At 43.7% G+C, this 14,288-nt stretch carries 16 protein-coding genes; 7 read left to right on the top strand and 9 right to left on the bottom strand.

From position 1 onward, the window contains the following. Positions 1 to 6: 6 nt before the first annotated feature. Genes phnK through phnG form a run of 5 tightly spaced genes read right to left on the bottom strand, consistent with a single transcriptional unit; the run spans position 7 to position 4,002 of the window. On the bottom strand, positions 7 to 810 hold the full coding sequence (gene phnK, locus D9A03_RS01730; protein ID WP_120495512.1) for a phosphonate C-P lyase system protein PhnK: 804 nt from the start codon (positions 808 to 810) through the stop codon (positions 7 to 9). Continuing rightward, positions 807 to 1,727, bottom strand: coding sequence for an alpha-D-ribose 1-methylphosphonate 5-phosphate C-P-lyase PhnJ (locus D9A03_RS01725; protein ID WP_120495511.1), 921 nt, complete (start codon positions 1,725 to 1,727; stop codon positions 807 to 809). Before D9A03_RS01725 ends, phnK begins: the two co-directional genes overlap by 4 nt. 4 nt (positions 1,728 to 1,731) lie before the next feature. Further along, complete coding sequence (locus D9A03_RS01720; protein ID WP_120495510.1) at positions 1,732 to 2,877, bottom strand: carbon-phosphorus lyase complex subunit PhnI; 1,146 nt, start codon at positions 2,875 to 2,877, stop codon at positions 1,732 to 1,734. 1 nt (position 2,878) lies between these two features. Next, positions 2,879 to 3,508 carry a phosphonate C-P lyase system protein PhnH gene (phnH, locus tag D9A03_RS01715; RefSeq protein ID WP_120495509.1) on the bottom strand — a complete coding sequence of 210 codons (630 nt, stop codon included), beginning with the start codon at positions 3,506 to 3,508 and terminating at the stop codon, positions 2,879 to 2,881. Next, on the bottom strand, positions 3,505 to 4,002 hold the full coding sequence (phnG, locus tag D9A03_RS01710; RefSeq protein WP_120495508.1) for a phosphonate C-P lyase system protein PhnG: 498 nt from the start codon (positions 4,000 to 4,002) through the stop codon (positions 3,505 to 3,507). The genes phnH and phnG overlap by 4 nt, the downstream gene beginning before the upstream one ends. 126 nt (positions 4,003 to 4,128) lie before the next feature. Here phnG and phnF point away from each other — a divergent pair, with 126 nt between their 5' ends. Next, positions 4,129 to 4,866 (top strand): phosphonate metabolism transcriptional regulator PhnF, encoded by a 738-nt coding sequence (gene phnF, locus D9A03_RS01705; RefSeq protein ID WP_120495507.1) that lies wholly within the window; start codon positions 4,129 to 4,131, stop codon positions 4,864 to 4,866. Here the strand turns inward: phnF and D9A03_RS01700 are convergent. Genes D9A03_RS01700 through D9A03_RS01690 form a run of 3 tightly spaced genes read right to left on the bottom strand, consistent with a single transcriptional unit; the run spans position 4,863 to position 7,669 of the window. Continuing rightward, positions 4,863 to 5,807, bottom strand: coding sequence for a carbohydrate kinase (locus tag D9A03_RS01700; protein ID WP_120495506.1), 945 nt, complete (start codon positions 5,805 to 5,807; stop codon positions 4,863 to 4,865). The genes phnF and D9A03_RS01700 overlap by 4 nt on opposite strands. A gap of 3 nt (positions 5,808 to 5,810) precedes the next feature. After that, positions 5,811 to 6,497: a D-lyxose/D-mannose family sugar isomerase gene (locus tag D9A03_RS01695; RefSeq protein ID WP_120495505.1), complete on the bottom strand. Its 687-nt coding sequence runs from the start codon at positions 6,495 to 6,497 to the stop codon at positions 5,811 to 5,813. Positions 6,498 to 6,526: 29 nt separating this feature from the next. Then, positions 6,527 to 7,669: an ROK family transcriptional regulator gene (locus D9A03_RS01690; protein ID WP_120495504.1), complete on the bottom strand. Its 1,143-nt coding sequence runs from the start codon at positions 7,667 to 7,669 to the stop codon at positions 6,527 to 6,529. Positions 7,670 to 7,974: 305 nt separating this feature from the next. Here D9A03_RS01690 and D9A03_RS01685 point away from each other — a divergent pair, with 305 nt between their 5' ends. From D9A03_RS01685 to D9A03_RS01670, 4 genes are all read left to right on the top strand, one after another. Further along, the gene (locus D9A03_RS01685) at positions 7,975 to 9,003 is read left to right on the top strand and encodes a sugar ABC transporter substrate-binding protein (protein WP_120495503.1); all 1,029 of its coding nucleotides are present in this window, start codon (positions 7,975 to 7,977) and stop codon (positions 9,001 to 9,003) included. A gap of 167 nt (positions 9,004 to 9,170) precedes the next feature. Then, on the top strand, positions 9,171 to 10,226 hold the full coding sequence (locus tag D9A03_RS01680) for an ABC transporter permease (protein WP_120495502.1): 1,056 nt from the start codon (positions 9,171 to 9,173) through the stop codon (positions 10,224 to 10,226). Further along, a complete protein-coding gene (locus tag D9A03_RS01675) occupies positions 10,223 to 11,008 on the top strand; it encodes an ATP-binding cassette domain-containing protein (RefSeq protein WP_162937918.1) in 786 nt (261 codons plus the stop codon). Before D9A03_RS01680 ends, D9A03_RS01675 begins: the two co-directional genes overlap by 4 nt. Before the next feature lie 8 nt (positions 11,009 to 11,016). After that, the gene (locus tag D9A03_RS01670; protein ID WP_120495501.1) at positions 11,017 to 11,643 is read left to right on the top strand and encodes an AAA family ATPase; all 627 of its coding nucleotides are present in this window, start codon (positions 11,017 to 11,019) and stop codon (positions 11,641 to 11,643) included. 23 nt (positions 11,644 to 11,666) lie between these two features. Here D9A03_RS01670 and D9A03_RS01665 read toward each other — a convergent pair whose 3' ends face one another. Continuing rightward, positions 11,667 to 12,584 carry an aldose 1-epimerase gene (locus tag D9A03_RS01665; RefSeq protein WP_162937917.1) on the bottom strand — a complete coding sequence of 306 codons (918 nt, stop codon included), beginning with the start codon at positions 12,582 to 12,584 and terminating at the stop codon, positions 11,667 to 11,669. 225 nt (positions 12,585 to 12,809) lie between these two features. On the opposite strand from D9A03_RS01665, the gene D9A03_RS01660 reads away from it, so the two are divergent. Then, positions 12,810 to 13,514 (top strand): ABC transporter permease, encoded by a 705-nt coding sequence (locus D9A03_RS01660; protein WP_120495499.1) that lies wholly within the window; start codon positions 12,810 to 12,812, stop codon positions 13,512 to 13,514. Continuing rightward, entirely contained in the window at positions 13,514 to 14,275 is a 762-nt protein-coding gene (locus D9A03_RS01655) for an ATP-binding cassette domain-containing protein (RefSeq protein WP_120495498.1), read from the top strand. The genes D9A03_RS01660 and D9A03_RS01655 overlap by 1 nt, the downstream gene beginning before the upstream one ends. Positions 14,276 to 14,288 lie beyond the last annotated feature (13 nt).

The following is a 14,288-nucleotide window of genomic DNA, read 5'->3' as shown; positions in this document are numbered from 1 at the left end:
ATGTCCTTAAGATTGCAATATCGATGAAACAAGAAGCTGTGTGTATGGGTCTTGAGGGTCGTCAAGAACTTGATCTGTCAGACCACTTTCAACGACGTGTCCGCTTTTCATCACCATAAGACGATGGGATAATAGTCGGGCAACGGCGAGGTCATGGGTGACGATAACAACAGAAAGCCCGAGATTCTGTACAAGACCACGTAGCAAATCAAGAAGCTTTGCCTGTACAGAAACATCCAGACCGCCAGTCGGTTCATCCATAAACACCAGCCGAGGTGCCGTCACAAGATTTCGGGCAATTTGCAGTCTTTGTTGCATACCACCGGAAAAAGTTGAAGGCAGGTCATCCAGACGTTCTGTAGATATTTCGACCTTGCCGAGCCAATCCGTTGCAGTATGGCGAATATTTCCATAGTGACGCCAACCAACAGCCATCAGTCTTTCACCAATGTTTGCACCTGCACTGACACCCATTCTAAGGCCGTCACGAGGATTTTGATGAACAAAGGCCCAGTCTGTTCGCATAAGAAAACGACGTTCTGGTTCGCTCATATCTTCAAAAAGATCCTGTGATCCATCATGACGTGTATGATAGCTAACGGAACCAAAAGTTGGTTTCAGCTGTGCGGAAATACAATTGAGTAAGGTAGATTTTCCTGATCCAGATTCACCAACAATCCCAAGAACTTCGCCAGGACGGAGGTCAAATGATATGGCCTGACATCCGATCCTGCTGCCATACATCATAGTTAGGTCTTTAACACTCAAGAGTGCTTGTTCAGGTGATAGAGTTTGATTTAAGGAAGTCATTTTGATGCCTCTGAATTTACTGATTGCATCTGGGCAGCTTGGGCGAGTGTGTGTTCCACTGGCGGGGATATAGAATCATCCCTTCTACTCTGGCAATAATCGCTGTCGGAACAGACAAACATACGGTTGCCTTTGTCATCCAGAATGACCTCATCCAGGAAGCTATCTTTGGATCCGCACAGGGCACAGTCTTCATCCCAGGATTGAATTTCAAAGGGATGATCTTCAAAATCCAGACTTTGTACCTTGGTATAAGGCGGGATGGCGTAAATTCGTTTTTCTCGACCAGCACCGAAAAGCTGCAGGGCTGCGCAGTTATCCATTTTGGGGTTGTCAAACTTTGGTGTCGGGGAAGGGTCCATGACATAGCGATCATTGACCTTTACTGGATAGGCATAGGTTGTGGCGATATGTCCGTGGCGTGAAATGTCTTCGTACAGCTTTACATGCATCAGGCCATATTCTTCCAGTGCATGCATTTTGCGGGTTTCTGTTTCTCTTGGCTCCAGAAAGCGCAGTGGTTCGGGAATTGGCACCTGATAAACCAGAATTTGTCCGTCAGTCAGAGTTTCTTCGGGAATTCTGTGTCTGGTTTGGATAACTGTTGCGTCCTTGGTTTTTTCAGTCGTATCAATATTTGCAGTCTTTTCAAAAAACTGTCTGATACTTACAGCGTTTGTTGTATCGTCACTGCCTTGGTCGATTACTTTTAATGTATCCGACGGCCCAATGACAGTTGCTGTCACCTGTACGCCACCTGTTCCCCAACCATAAGGCATCGGCATTTCTCGTCCGGCAAAAGGAACCTGATAACCCGGAATAGCCACAGCTTTCAGAAGCGCCCGGCGGATCATGCGTTTAGTTTGTTCGTCCAGATATGCGTAATTATAGGACGATGCAGTTGTACTTTGAGACATTGTTTTACTCTGCCGCCTGTTGTGGTTGTGCCTGTTGTTGATGTGCGTCCTGTTGTTCTTCGCGCATGCGACGAACCAGTCCCAGCTCGGCCTGAAAATCCACGTAATGAGGGAGCTTGATATGTTCGACAAAACCCGTTGCCTGAATATTATCGCTATGGGACATAACGAATTCTTCATCTTGTGCCGGGGCAACAATATCTTCGCCCATTTCCTTTGCGCGTAGAGCACGATCGACTAGCGCCATTGAAATAGCTTTTCGCTCGTTTTGCCCAAAAACCAGACCGTATCCACGTGTAAATTGTGGTGGTTCTGTTTTTGATCCTTGAAACTGGTTAACGGTTTCGCATTCGGTTATTTCCAGATCGCCGATATCAATCGTAAATCCTAGTTCAGGAGGCAGGATTTCGATTGAAACAGTCCCCAGTCTAATCTCGCCGACAAAGGCGTGATTTCGGGCGTATCCGCGTTGCGTTGAATAGCCAAGTGACAGGATGAAACCTTCATCTCCCCGCGCAAGGTTTTGTAACCTTTGGTCGCGATCTACTGGAAATTCAAGTGGTTCGCGGGTTAAATCCCCAACAGGATGTTCTTCTTCGTTTTCGGGAAGTTTTTCTGCCTGAATAAGACCTTCGTTATTTAAAAGACCGCCCAAGACCCGTGGCATTTCTGTCTCGGATGCTTTGCTATCTTGTGATTCCCCAGTATCTGGTTCACTCTTTTCTGATAGGTTACCATCACCCGTTTCCATCAAATCAAAATCAAGAAGTCTGTGTGTGTAATCAAAGGTAGGGCCTAGGATTTGCCCACCGGGCAAGTCTTTATATGTCGCGGAAACTCGGCGTTCGACGGTCATTCTGTCCGTTCTGATCGGAAGACTATAGGCCAAGCGTGGTAGTGTTGTTCTATAAGCACGAATTAAGAAAATAGCTTCAATCAAGTCTCCACGTGCCTGTTTGATAGCCAAAGCAGCGAGATCTTCATCAAACAATGATCCTTCTGCCATGACACGAGATACAGACAAGCTGAGTTGTTCTTTTATCTGTGCAATTGAAAGCTCAGGTATTTCTTTTGGGCCGCGTCGTTTTTCTGCGAGAAGACGGTGGGCGTTTTTGATCGCTTTCTCGCCACCTTTTACAGCTACATACATTTTAAATGTCCATTTCTGAAGAACGTGGAAGGGCGCAAATATGGGTGGGAGAGGCAAAGATGACATCAACACCGCAAGGGAAGGTGTTCCTATTCTCCTTCATCCATCCCCAAAATTTTGGATTGAGGGGGGATGGAGACAGATTACTTGTCGTTTTTATACCTGGACCACTTAACACAGCTTTTTGTTCTGCATTGAAATGATCAACGGTAATGATAAGTGTTGCGGAACGATCTGGGTATTCTGTTGAACCAATTGGCAAATTCATAACAAGATCAGAATCTTCAAGGCCATTGATAACGGCAAAATCACAATGACTCGTGTTTTTTTTCAGGGTACATCCGGTATGAAAGCGCAAATAATCTGCGACATCAGAGCATTCTGTTTCCGGAGATAACCAGACAGTGGTGTCCATATCTGCGAGAGCCAAAAGTATCGAGGCTGCAGATGAATTCAGCTTATTTGGGCTTTCACAGGTAAGAGGAATTTTTATGATGGCGCCAGGGCGTGACATCGCATCCAGAACGGTTCTGAAAACGGCCGTAGCATCAAAAACAGGGTTATGAAAACCCGGAAGAGTTGTTTGGCCAATATCTTGCGCAGAAAGGGAGTTTGTTTGGGAGTTTATCACGCGTCTTCTCCTCGTACCATTGTAAAGAAATCAACCTTGGAGGTTGCAATCTGTGATTTACGATCTTGCTTTACTTTTTGTTGAAGAGAAGCCAGAGGTGTGACGAAAGTATTTCGTATTTTTTTAGACCAGCGATTGGTTTGGAGCAGGGCATCCAGTACAGCAATCAGTTCAGCTTTTTTATGATCTCGGCCGCGGATATAAGCGTATCCAATATGGTCGCTATCAAGGCACACAGTGCAGCGAGTTACAGATACTTCACCTAAGTTAAATTGTTGACCGTCACCACCGGCTCTTCCACGAACCATAACTAGTCCGGTTTCAGCTTTACGGAGGAAACGATAGGGAAGGTTACTTAAGTCAGCTTCTGACTTTGTCAGCTTATCCCAACGTTGTTGTAGATCGTTCAATGAGCAACGAGCCAGAACAGACAACCATTTCTGCCTCTCGCTATTAGTATCTTTCTGATCTAACTGTCTCGAAACATCGGCCACTTTTATCTCCTTTCGACAAATGATATATTTGTCTAGACGTCTATACCTTTTTAGTTTATAGAATGTAGAGTTAACGAAGACAATTGACGACTGATGAAAGTTTTATGAACTTTAAAGGACAATAAAATGGAGTGGGAAAAGGGTGAAGCAATCTGGAAGCAGATTGGGCGTCTTTTGCTTCAGGATATTACAGCGGGTGTGTTTAAGCCCGGTGATAAGTTGCCAACTGAAAATGAACTGGCAAAAAGATTTGGTGTAAATCGCCATACGGTACGCAGCGCGATTGCGGCCCTTACAGAAGATAATGTAATGCGTGTTGAACAAGGGCGGGGAACCTTTGTTCAGGAAAATCTGATGGACTATACCTTGGGAAGTCGAACCCGCTTTTCACAAATCGTCTCAGGGCGCCATCGCTTGCCAGATAAAACACTGTTAAGTAGTAAAAAGGAAAAGGCAACGAAACATGTTGCAAAAAGATTGATGGTTGCCAGAGATGAAAAAATAATCAAGCTCGAAGCTGTTAGTCATGCAGATGGTGTCGCGCTCGCCCACTCAATCAGTTACTTGCCAGCGCTCCGTTTCAAGGGGATTGAGACGGTCTTTGCTGAAACAAAATCTCTGACAGAGGCTTTTAAACATTTCGGATTAAATGATTACACCCGTAAAAATACGAGAATTACGGCGCAGATGCCAAGCAAACGTACAGCAGAATTACTGCAACAGGCTAAAAACAAACCTGTTCTGATTACTGAAAGTGTTGATGTGGATGCCACTGGCAAAGCGATACAGTTTGGTATTACTCACTTTGCCAGCGAACGTGTCCAGCTCTTTGTTGATAACGAGAGCGCAAACCCGCTCTCTTAGTTTATATATGCTATTGAGGAAAGCTCTTCGGTCCAGGGAGGTACAGCACCATTTTGTGTAACCGTAAAGGCGGCGACCCGGTTGGCTTTATCTAATGCGATAGATAGTTGCTGTTCAGTCAAATCCCTCAAACACGATTTCGACAGGAGGGCTTGCTCACTTAGACTTGAGAGGAAACCTGCATTGAAGCTGTCTCCGGCGCCAATAGTGTCTTTTACCTCAACCTTTTTACTCCTCAGTTTTAGGGTTGAATTCTTACTATAGGCAGTTGCCCCTTGTGAACCTTCGGTAAAAAGTACGATTGATGCGCCACGTTGCAATTGCTGTCGTGCAAAATCCTTTGGTTTAGTCTCTGGTGAAAGCCATGACAGGTCTTCGTCTGAGACTTTGATAATATCGCTTATTGATAGCAATCGATGGATACGTTGACGATATCCATCAGAATCAGTTATGAAACTTGTCCGAATATTGGGGTCAAAAGACAGTACGCAGCTTTCTTTTGCTGAGGTAACAAGGTCTTCAAAAACTGTTCCGCAAGGCTCTTGAATGAGGCTGATAGCTCCGAAATGGAAGGCTTCTACATCCGCAGGTACTTCTTTTATGTTGTTTCTTTGGAATAGTTTTCCCGCGGTATTTTCATCGTAAAAGGCATAACTGGCCTGCCCATCTTTAAACTTTACAAATGACAAGGTTGTCGGCGCCGTTTGTCGATAGGAAAAGCTGTAATCAACATTTGATTCCGCAAGTGATTGACAGATTTGTTCTCCAAAGAGGTCTGTCGAAATGCCACCACAATAGCCTGTTTTAATCCCCAAACGCCCCAAGGCGATGGCAGTATTGAAGATTGCGCCACCTGAAACTGGCTGATAGGCGGTTTCTTTTTGCGAAGAAATTTCTATTGGCAACATGTCAATGAGAGCTTCGCCACAACAAATAATCATGGGTTATTTCATCCATTTATCGTAGTCAGAAACCAACAGGTGTTTGGGAGGTTCGTTTTCTTCTATTTGAGAGAAACGACCTATTTTATCCCGAAAGACATTATCTGTAAGGTCATCATTCACTGTTGAGACTTCACCGATGAGAACATCTGCTCTTTCACCCCAAAAAGCATGCCAAACACCGGGCAGAAGGGTAACGCTCTCGCCCGGTGCCAATTTTAAAAGGCCACCAGCTTTAAGTTTTCTGTTAATACCATCACAGGGCACGACAACTTCGGCTTCTTCATCAATGTCACCATTGGGATTAGACATAAAAAGCTCAAGTACCAGATCACCACCACCCCGGTTAATAATATCTTCCGCTTTGATATTATGTCGATGCATAGGGGAAATCTGATCTTTGCGGGAAATCATGATTTTTTCCGCATACAGCATGCCTTTTCCGGTTTCCAGATCTTCTGCAAATCCGTTTCTGACCGTAAAGAGGAATAATCCCAATTCATCAAATTTTCCCTGACCATAATCTGTAATATCCCATCCCATTCGGGCTTTTGTAATGCCTGTTAGCTCTTTCTTACGGTTTTGCATGTCTTGGGGGGTAAAGTACGCAAAGGGAGGCAGAATGTAGCCATGTGATTTGATGAAACTATCTGACTGAGCAAGGATTTCATTGATTTCTGAACGTTGCATTTTCTTTAATTCTCGCATGTTTTAAAGAGCTATTGATTAAGAGATATATTTTGATCAACAAGGTAGTGATCAAACAAGGGAAGGCTTGCTCCACCCAAGGCGCGGGCCACTGTTCCGAGTGATCCTTCACTGACCATTGGAAGTTTGATCCCTTGTTGATTATAATTTTTAATGGCTTCTCGGGTGGCTTCTACAATGCGACGGCGTACGTGTTTTGGAAAAGCGCCATCAATTACTGTTGTTTCCTGATCGATCAGTGCTGTCGTTGAAATAATTGCCTGAGCAAGGCAATTTGCAACACGTTCTATCCAGGGGGCAATTTTCTCATTGAAATCTTGCCAGCCATTTTCCCTGTTCCAGAGTGGAGAGGGATCAACATCATCTTCTAGTAACTGTTTTTCAAAGGTGACGATTGAGGCTTCGTCAATAAGCTGTCTGGTATAACCAGCCTTGTCGCTGATCAGCATAGAGCCTAAGGCCCCGGCGTTTCCATGCTTCCCAATAAAAAGGCTACCGTTAATAACGAGACCACCACCGATAAAAGTACCGATATAGAAGTATGCAAAATCGCGCTTGTTTTGGTTTGTACCAAAAGCCAGTTCAGCACCACAGGCTGCTGTTGCATCATTTTGTAAATAAACAGGATAGGAACAGCTGTTACTTAATATGTTCTGTATGTCATATGTTTTCCAACTTTCCATCTTGTCAATTGAGGTGCCTATAGCTTCAGCCCAGTTCCATAATTCAAATGGCATTGCGATTCCGAGACCGGAAATTTTGGATGCTGTTTTTCCTAAATCAGTTTCGAATTTCTTAATTGATCTAAGAGCAAACTTTTCAATGTCATCAGGTTCAGGAAAGAGGTAGGTATGGATAGTTCTTTTCTTCACCTGGCCTAAAAAATCGACAAGTATGAGTTCAGAGCTACGTCGTCCAATCTTCAGCCCTAAAAAAAACACACCATCAGGATTAAGAGAGAGGGGGACCGAGGGTTGACCCACTTTTCCGCGTACAGGCTCACCCTTTATAAGCAAACCATCGGCTTCCAATGATCGCATGATGACAGATATCGTTTGTGCAGATAATCCCGTCATTTGCGCGATTTTCATCTTGGGTAACTGCCCGTGTCGGCGAACAAGCGAAAGTACCAAGCGTTCATTGTAAGCTCTCATATTACTTTGATTAGATCCTTTTAATCGTTGATCTAATTCAAAAATATTTCCGCTACTCTGCTCTTGATCCAACTTTCAAGCCTTTGTTATTTTGACAATATATAGATCTTGAGATCTTAAATCGCCCGTTTTTGTTGATGATAATATCGGGAATTATTTCGGTGTGGTCAATAAATAAATAAGAGTGATTTATTTATTGACAGTCGAACTGATATGGTGTTGGAATTACTTAAGGCTGAACAAAAAAAGCCAACAGTATGTCTATAAAATTAATAATTCAATCACTACTGGGAGGAAGAATTGTCATGAAATTCAATTCTTTGAAGTACGGTCTTATGGGGGCTGTTGCCATAGGGGCAATGAGTATGTCACCAACACTGGCTGATAATGTAAGTGCCTGTTTGATTACCAAGACAGATACAAATCCCTTTTTTGTTAAAATGAAAGAAGGGGCACTTTCCGGCGCAGAAAAAAACGGTATTGATCTGCAGACCTTTGCCGGAAAGATTGATGGCGATGTTGAAACACAGGTTGCGGCGATTGAAACCTGTATTGCATCGGGCGCTAAAGGTATTTTAATCACGCCTTCTGATTCAGTTGCTCTAACACCTGCTGTTAAACAGGCGCGTGATAACGGGTTACTTGTTATTGCTTTGGATACACCTTTTGAGCCAGCTGATACCGCAGATGCAACATTTGCGACTGATAATTTCAAAGCGGGTGTTTTGATCGGAGAATGGGCTAAAGCTAAAATGGGCAGCGATGCTGCAAATGCAAAAATTGCTCTGTTGGATCTCAATGTATCGGAAGTTTCTGTTGATTATTTGCGTGATCAAGGTTTTCTGACAGGTTTTGGCGTGGATGTTAAGGATCCGAAAGATATCGGGGATGAAGATGATCCTCGTATTGTTGGCAATGATATTACGCAAGGTAATGAAGAGGGCGGGCGTAAAGCCATGGAAAACCTTCTGCAGAAAGATCCAGAGATCAATCTGGTTTATACAATCAACGAACCGTCCGCAGCAGGCGCGTATGAAGCGTTAAAGGCTGTTGGTCGTGAAAAGGATGTGTTGATTGTTTCTGTTGATGGGGGCTGTCCCGGTGTTCAGAACGTCAAAGAAGGCGTTATTGGTGCAACATCAATGCAATTTCCGTTGTTAATGGCGTCAAAAGGTATTGAAGCTATCAAAGCTTGGGCGGACACTGGTAAAAAACCGGAAAACACACCCGGCCTGGATTTTTACGATACTGGCGTACAGCTAATTACAGACGAGCCTGTTAAAGGTGTTGAAAGTATTGATTCCAAAGCTGGCCTTGAAAAGTGTTGGGGCTAGTTTTCCTGCGAAGTACAGGGCTGGTTTGGTTACCGGTCCTGTTCTTTTTCATTTTCTAAGGGCATTATCGTCTAGGTTACTTGATAACGACTTCTGCTAACGGTTTGTGCTGTTACCGGTAAGGGCCCCGATTAACAATCCATTACGAATGCGATAACTTTGCCTTCATGACAAAAAATTACGAACACGCTCTACCTGATACCAAAGATGCTCCGGCCTCTTTCGAGGAACAAGACAGGTCATTTCTTAATCATATTCAACATTTTTTTCATCGCAATCCGACGATGGTGCCTGTCATCGTTTTGGCGCTGAGTATTGTTGTCTTTGGTTTAATTGCAGGAACCAAGTTTTTTCACCCTTTTAACCTGTCTCTTATTATGCAGCAGGTATCTATTATTGGTATTCTTGCTGCGGGTCAGAGCTTGATTATCTTAACCGCAGGCATTGATCTGTCTGTAGCGGCAATAATGGTTCTGACATCGGTTGTTATGGGGCGTTTTGCCGTTGTTTATGGTATTCCTGTATACTTGGCTATTCCGCTTGGTTTGGCTGTCGGTACTTTTTGCGGTTACCTCAACGGAAAGTTAATCACACTCTTAAAACTCCCACCTTTTATTGTTACCTTGGGAACATGGAATATCTTTTATGCCCTGAATCTTTGGTACTCTGGCGCACAATCAATTCGCGGGCAGGATATTGATAGTACTGCACCCGTATTAAAATGGTTTGGTGAGCGTATCGTATTTTTTGGTGCTCAATTAACCTACGGTACAATCCTGATGATGGTTGTTTTTGGTGTGCTCTGGTATTGCTTGAACAGAACGGCTTGGGGGCGCCATGTCTATGCTGTTGGAGATGACAAAGAAGCTGCTGAGTTGGCTGGTATTCGTACGGACAAGACACTCGTATCCGTTTACATGGTTGCAGGCCTGATTTGTGCTGTTGGTGCCTGGGCCTCCATTGGCAGGGTTGGGTCTGTTTCACCACAGAGTTTTTTCGAAGGTAACCTGCAGTCGATTACCGCTGTTGTGATTGGTGGGGTTTCGCTCTTTGGCGGGCGAGGTTCAATTATAGGACCTTTGATCGGGGCGTTGATTGTTGGTGTTTTTCAATCCGGATTACGCCTTTCAGGTGTGGATGTGCTCTGGCAAGTCTTCGCCATTGGCTGGTTGATTATAATTGCGGTCGCTATTGATCAATGGATCAGGAAATTATCGTCATGACAGAAAATATGAAACCGATACTTTCTGCAAAAGGCCTCGTAAAGCGATATGGTCGGGTTACAGCATTGGATCATGCCGATTTTGATCTATATCCCGGTGAAATTCTTGCCGTCATTGGTGATAACGGGGCAGGCAAATCGTCTCTGATCAAAGCTATGTCCGGTGCAGTTCAATTGGATGAAGGGCAAATTAACTTGGATGGAGAGCCTGTACGTTTTCTATCCCCTATGGCAGCGCGTGAAGCAGGAATTGAAACCGTTTATCAAAATTTAGCTCTGTCTCCGGCACTTTCCATTGCTGATAATCTGTTCCTAGGCCGTGAAATTCGACAACAGGGAATCATGGGATCGCTTTTTCGAAAGCTTGATCGGCGAGAAATGAACAGGATAGCGCGCGAGAAATTGAGCGAACTTGGCCTTATGACTATTCAGGATATCTCTCAAGCGGTTGAGACTTTATCCGGTGGTCAACGGCAGGGGATTGCCGTCGCACGTGCCGCAGCTTTTGGATCTAAAGTTATTATAATGGATGAGCCAACCGCTGCATTGGGTGTTAAAGAATCTCGTCGCGTTCTGGAATTGATTAAGGATGTAAAATCACGTGACATTCCCATTGTTCTGATTTCTCATAATATGCCACATGTATTTGAAATCGCGGATAGAATTCACATACATCGTCTTGGCCGTCGATTATGTGTAATTAACCCGAAAGAATATTCAATGTCTGATGCTGTTGCTTTTATGACAGGAGCAAAAGAACCACCAAAAGAGATCGTCGCTTGAGTACCATAATGCGTAACGTTGATGAACTCGCGACTTATATTCTTTCTTTGGATAGATCGGATCAACGTCTTATTATTTCTATTGCGGGGCCACCCGGATCAGGCAAATCTACTATAAGCGAAGCCCTCTGTGACTTACTCAATACTCAGATTGGTCGTGATGAAGCTGTCGTAATGCCAATGGATGGATATCATCTTGATAATTTGATCCTTGAACGCAAGGGGTTACTATCTAGAAAAGGAGCGCCAGAAACCTTTGATGTTGAAAGCTTTATCTATGATTTGCATCAGACATGCGAGAAAAGTGCCGAGCTTGCTATTCCAGTGTTTGATAGAAAACAGGATTGCCCAATTCCACACGCCAAAAATATTCTCAAAACTCATAATCTGATTTTACTTGAAGGTAATTACCTTCAGCTAAAGGATGATCCATGGCATAAAGTCAGTAATTTTGTGAGTTTGAGTGTTTTTCTAAAAGTGCCAATGGAAACACTAGAAAAACGTTTAGTCAAACGATGGCTGGATCATGGTTTTACCAAAGATGCGGCAACAAAGCGTGCAGTGTCCAATGATATCCCCAATGCCAATTTTGTGAACAACAATTCCTTACCTGCTGATATTGTTCTTGAACTTTAGCCGTTTATTATCGTTGAAATAGTCTAGAATTCTGCATTGACTTTGAACTTCATCCAGCCCTCAATTGCTTTTTGTGGTGCTAGAACATGAATACCTGTGTCCTGCAAAGACATGCCTTTTGAGGATGAATTCAAAGCATTTGTTATGTGTGATGTTGGTTCGACGCAAAAGAAGTTTTCATTTTTGGGTGCGTATACGATTAAACGGTTTAGGTTTGAGCTGGCACTTAAATCAACTGTAATCTTGTCTTCAGGCCAATGGATTTGTGCTTTGCCATCCCATGGCTCAAACTGATTATCGCATTCTAGATTTTCGACCAAAAGGTTTGTATTCAAGTCCCAGTGTCCAGGACATTCCACCAGTTCTTGAGGAAGGCAGGTTTGATCTGTCGTCCAAACTTTTGGTGCGTTGGCCTTTAAACGGGTATTTTTGCGTTTGGGAAAATATGGATGCATCCCAAGACCAAGGGGCATTTGATCGTTACCTGTGTTGGTGACAGAGATCTGTTGGGTTAAATCGTTTCCAGTCAAATTGAAAGTTTGGACGGCTTTAAAATTAAATGGCCAATCCCCGGATGTCTTACCTCTGGAGATGTAATTTAGTTCTAGAATGATTTGAGATTCACTTTGCTCTTTAATCTGCCAAAGCTTTTGCCATGAAGTTCCGTGGATGGAATGGGGGTGATCTGCAAAGTTCAATGCTAGTTGATAAGACTGATCATCAAAGGTGAATTTTCCGTGTTTAATCCGGTTCGAATAAGGAATTAGAGGAAAGGAAGCTGCACTCAGTGGTGAAAAAGAAACTGAACTTTCTTGTTGATAGGGGCGCAGAATATGATAGGCAGTGCCATCTTTCTTGATAGCATATGACGCAATACAGCCGCCATCTAAGGAAAAGGAAGCAATGGCTGTTTGGGTTTCAATGATAAGATCAGAAGGCAAGAGTGTTTGGCCTTTAATAGGTTGAGGATATTATTATTTTGATATCGCTTTAATCAGATATTTTTACAAGCCTATAAAGTTTAATCCGTTTTTCAAATCTAGATTTTCAAATATAAATACATACAAAGCAAAGGTAACTACGTAGTGTGCCTGAATATTTTGCCATAACAGTTTTATGGCGTAAAACTCTATGTGCGTCCCGTTTCAGTTATATTTTGGAATTTTATGAACGATCTTTGGCAGGCATTTTTCAAAGCCATATCGCTTGTTGTTACTTTTGATGACAAGTTGCTTGAAATCGTCTTCTTGTCCTTGCGATTGAGTTTGTCAGCAGTGGGGATTGCCCTACTTATTGCATTGCCATTGGGGGCTGTTCTTGCGCTGACGAAATTTCCGGGTCGGCGTATCTTGGTTATTGTAATTAATGTTTTTATGGGTTTGCCGCCCGTCGTCGTTGGACTTTTTGTCTATCTGCTGTTATCGCGTAGCGGACCCTTTGGGGTATTTGGATTATTGTTTACACCGACAGCCATGATTATTGCCCAGGTTATTCTGGTTGTACCCATTGTAACGGCAATTACGCGACAGGTTCTTGAAGAGCTTCATCTTGAATATGACGAACTCCTGAGATCACTTGATGTGCCTTGGTATCGCAAAGTAACTGCCTTGGTTTGGGATGCAAGATTCTCACTGACAACGGCTGCATTAGCCGGGTTTGGGCGCGCTATTTCCGAGGTCGGGGCCGTTATGATTGTCGGGGGCAATATTGATCACCTGACCCGTGTTATGACAACGGCGATTGCACTAGAGGCAAGAAAAGGAGATCTGGTTATGGCCCTTGCCCTTGGTTTAGTGCTATTGACGGTAGCCCTTGGCATCAACCTCTTTGCTTATAGCATTACTGAAACTGTAAAGAGGCGGCATCAGTAATGACAAAACACCCTTCAATTTTGCCTTTAAAAGTTGAAAACCTTGGTTACGAGGCAGGTGGAAAGCATCTCGTCAAAAATATTAACTGCGAGTTCAGCAATGGAAAAAGATATCTTCTCTTGGGGCCTAACGGCGCAGGAAAAACACTTCTGCTTCGATTGTGTCATGGTTTACTGAAACCAAAATCTGGCAAAGTTGTGTGGTCAGCAGGTAAAGATATTAATCCCAAACACCATCAGGCGATGGTTACCCAGCAACCCGTTATGTTACGGCGCTCGGCCTATGCAAATATTGACTATGCACTTTCTGTTCGCGGTGTCGATAAAGCTCTGCGTCCTGATATGATTAACGCTGTTATTCAACGTACGGGATTAACAAGGGTTGCGAACAAACTCGCAACGGTTCTTTCCTTGGGTGAGCAACAACGTTTGGCAATTGCGCGGGCGTGGGTGCTTAAGCCACAGGTTCTTTTTATGGATGAACCAACGGCCAGTTTGGATCCACCTGCAACTCATTCCATTGAAGAGCTTATTCACGAAATTTCAGCAGAGGGAACGACGGTTATTATGACCTGTCATGACCTCGGGCAGGCAAAGCGTTTGGCGACGGATGTTCTTTTCATGTTCAGAGGACGTATCAAGGAAATGTCTTCTGCCGATGAATTCTTTGCGGGTCCACAAAACGATTTGGCACAGGCCTTTTTAGACGGTCAGCTTATTTGGTGGAAACGCCGCCCTGACAAAGATGATGTACAAATTTAGGAGCAAAATATTT

This window comes from Kiloniella sp. EL199 (assembly GCF_900313065.1).
Taxonomy (GTDB): domain Bacteria; phylum Pseudomonadota; class Alphaproteobacteria; order Kiloniellales; family Kiloniellaceae; genus Kiloniella.
The sequence above is the reverse complement of the archived record's forward strand: the minus strand, read 5'-3'. Positions and strand labels throughout refer to the sequence as shown.

Excerpts from the sequence above, each read along its gene's own strand:
- phnK (WP_120495512.1), bottom strand. The coding sequence starts at position 810 with ATGACTTCCTTAAATCAAACTCTATCACCTGAACAAGCACTCTTGAGT.
- D9A03_RS01725 (WP_120495511.1), bottom strand. The coding sequence starts at position 1,727 with ATGTCTCAAAGTACAACTGCATCGTCCTATAATTACGCATATCTGGAC.
- D9A03_RS01720 (WP_120495510.1), bottom strand. The coding sequence starts at position 2,877 with ATGTATGTAGCTGTAAAAGGTGGCGAGAAAGCGATCAAAAACGCCCAC.
- phnF (WP_120495507.1), top strand. The coding sequence starts at position 4,129 with ATGGAGTGGGAAAAGGGTGAAGCAATCTGGAAGCAGATTGGGCGTCTT.
- D9A03_RS01700 (WP_120495506.1), bottom strand. The coding sequence starts at position 5,807 with ATGATTATTTGTTGTGGCGAAGCTCTCATTGACATGTTGCCAATAGAA.
- D9A03_RS01695 (WP_120495505.1), bottom strand. The coding sequence starts at position 6,497 with ATGCAACGTTCAGAAATCAATGAAATCCTTGCTCAGTCAGATAGTTTC.
- D9A03_RS01690 (WP_120495504.1), bottom strand. The coding sequence starts at position 7,669 with ATGAGAGCTTACAATGAACGCTTGGTACTTTCGCTTGTTCGCCGACAC.
- D9A03_RS01685 (WP_120495503.1), top strand. The coding sequence starts at position 7,975 with ATGAAATTCAATTCTTTGAAGTACGGTCTTATGGGGGCTGTTGCCATA.
- D9A03_RS01680 (WP_120495502.1), top strand. The coding sequence starts at position 9,171 with ATGACAAAAAATTACGAACACGCTCTACCTGATACCAAAGATGCTCCG.
- D9A03_RS01675 (WP_162937918.1), top strand. The coding sequence starts at position 10,223 with ATGACAGAAAATATGAAACCGATACTTTCTGCAAAAGGCCTCGTAAAG.
- D9A03_RS01670 (WP_120495501.1), top strand. The coding sequence starts at position 11,017 with ATGCGTAACGTTGATGAACTCGCGACTTATATTCTTTCTTTGGATAGA.
- D9A03_RS01660 (WP_120495499.1), top strand. The coding sequence starts at position 12,810 with ATGAACGATCTTTGGCAGGCATTTTTCAAAGCCATATCGCTTGTTGTT.
- D9A03_RS01655 (WP_120495498.1), top strand. The coding sequence starts at position 13,514 with ATGACAAAACACCCTTCAATTTTGCCTTTAAAAGTTGAAAACCTTGGT.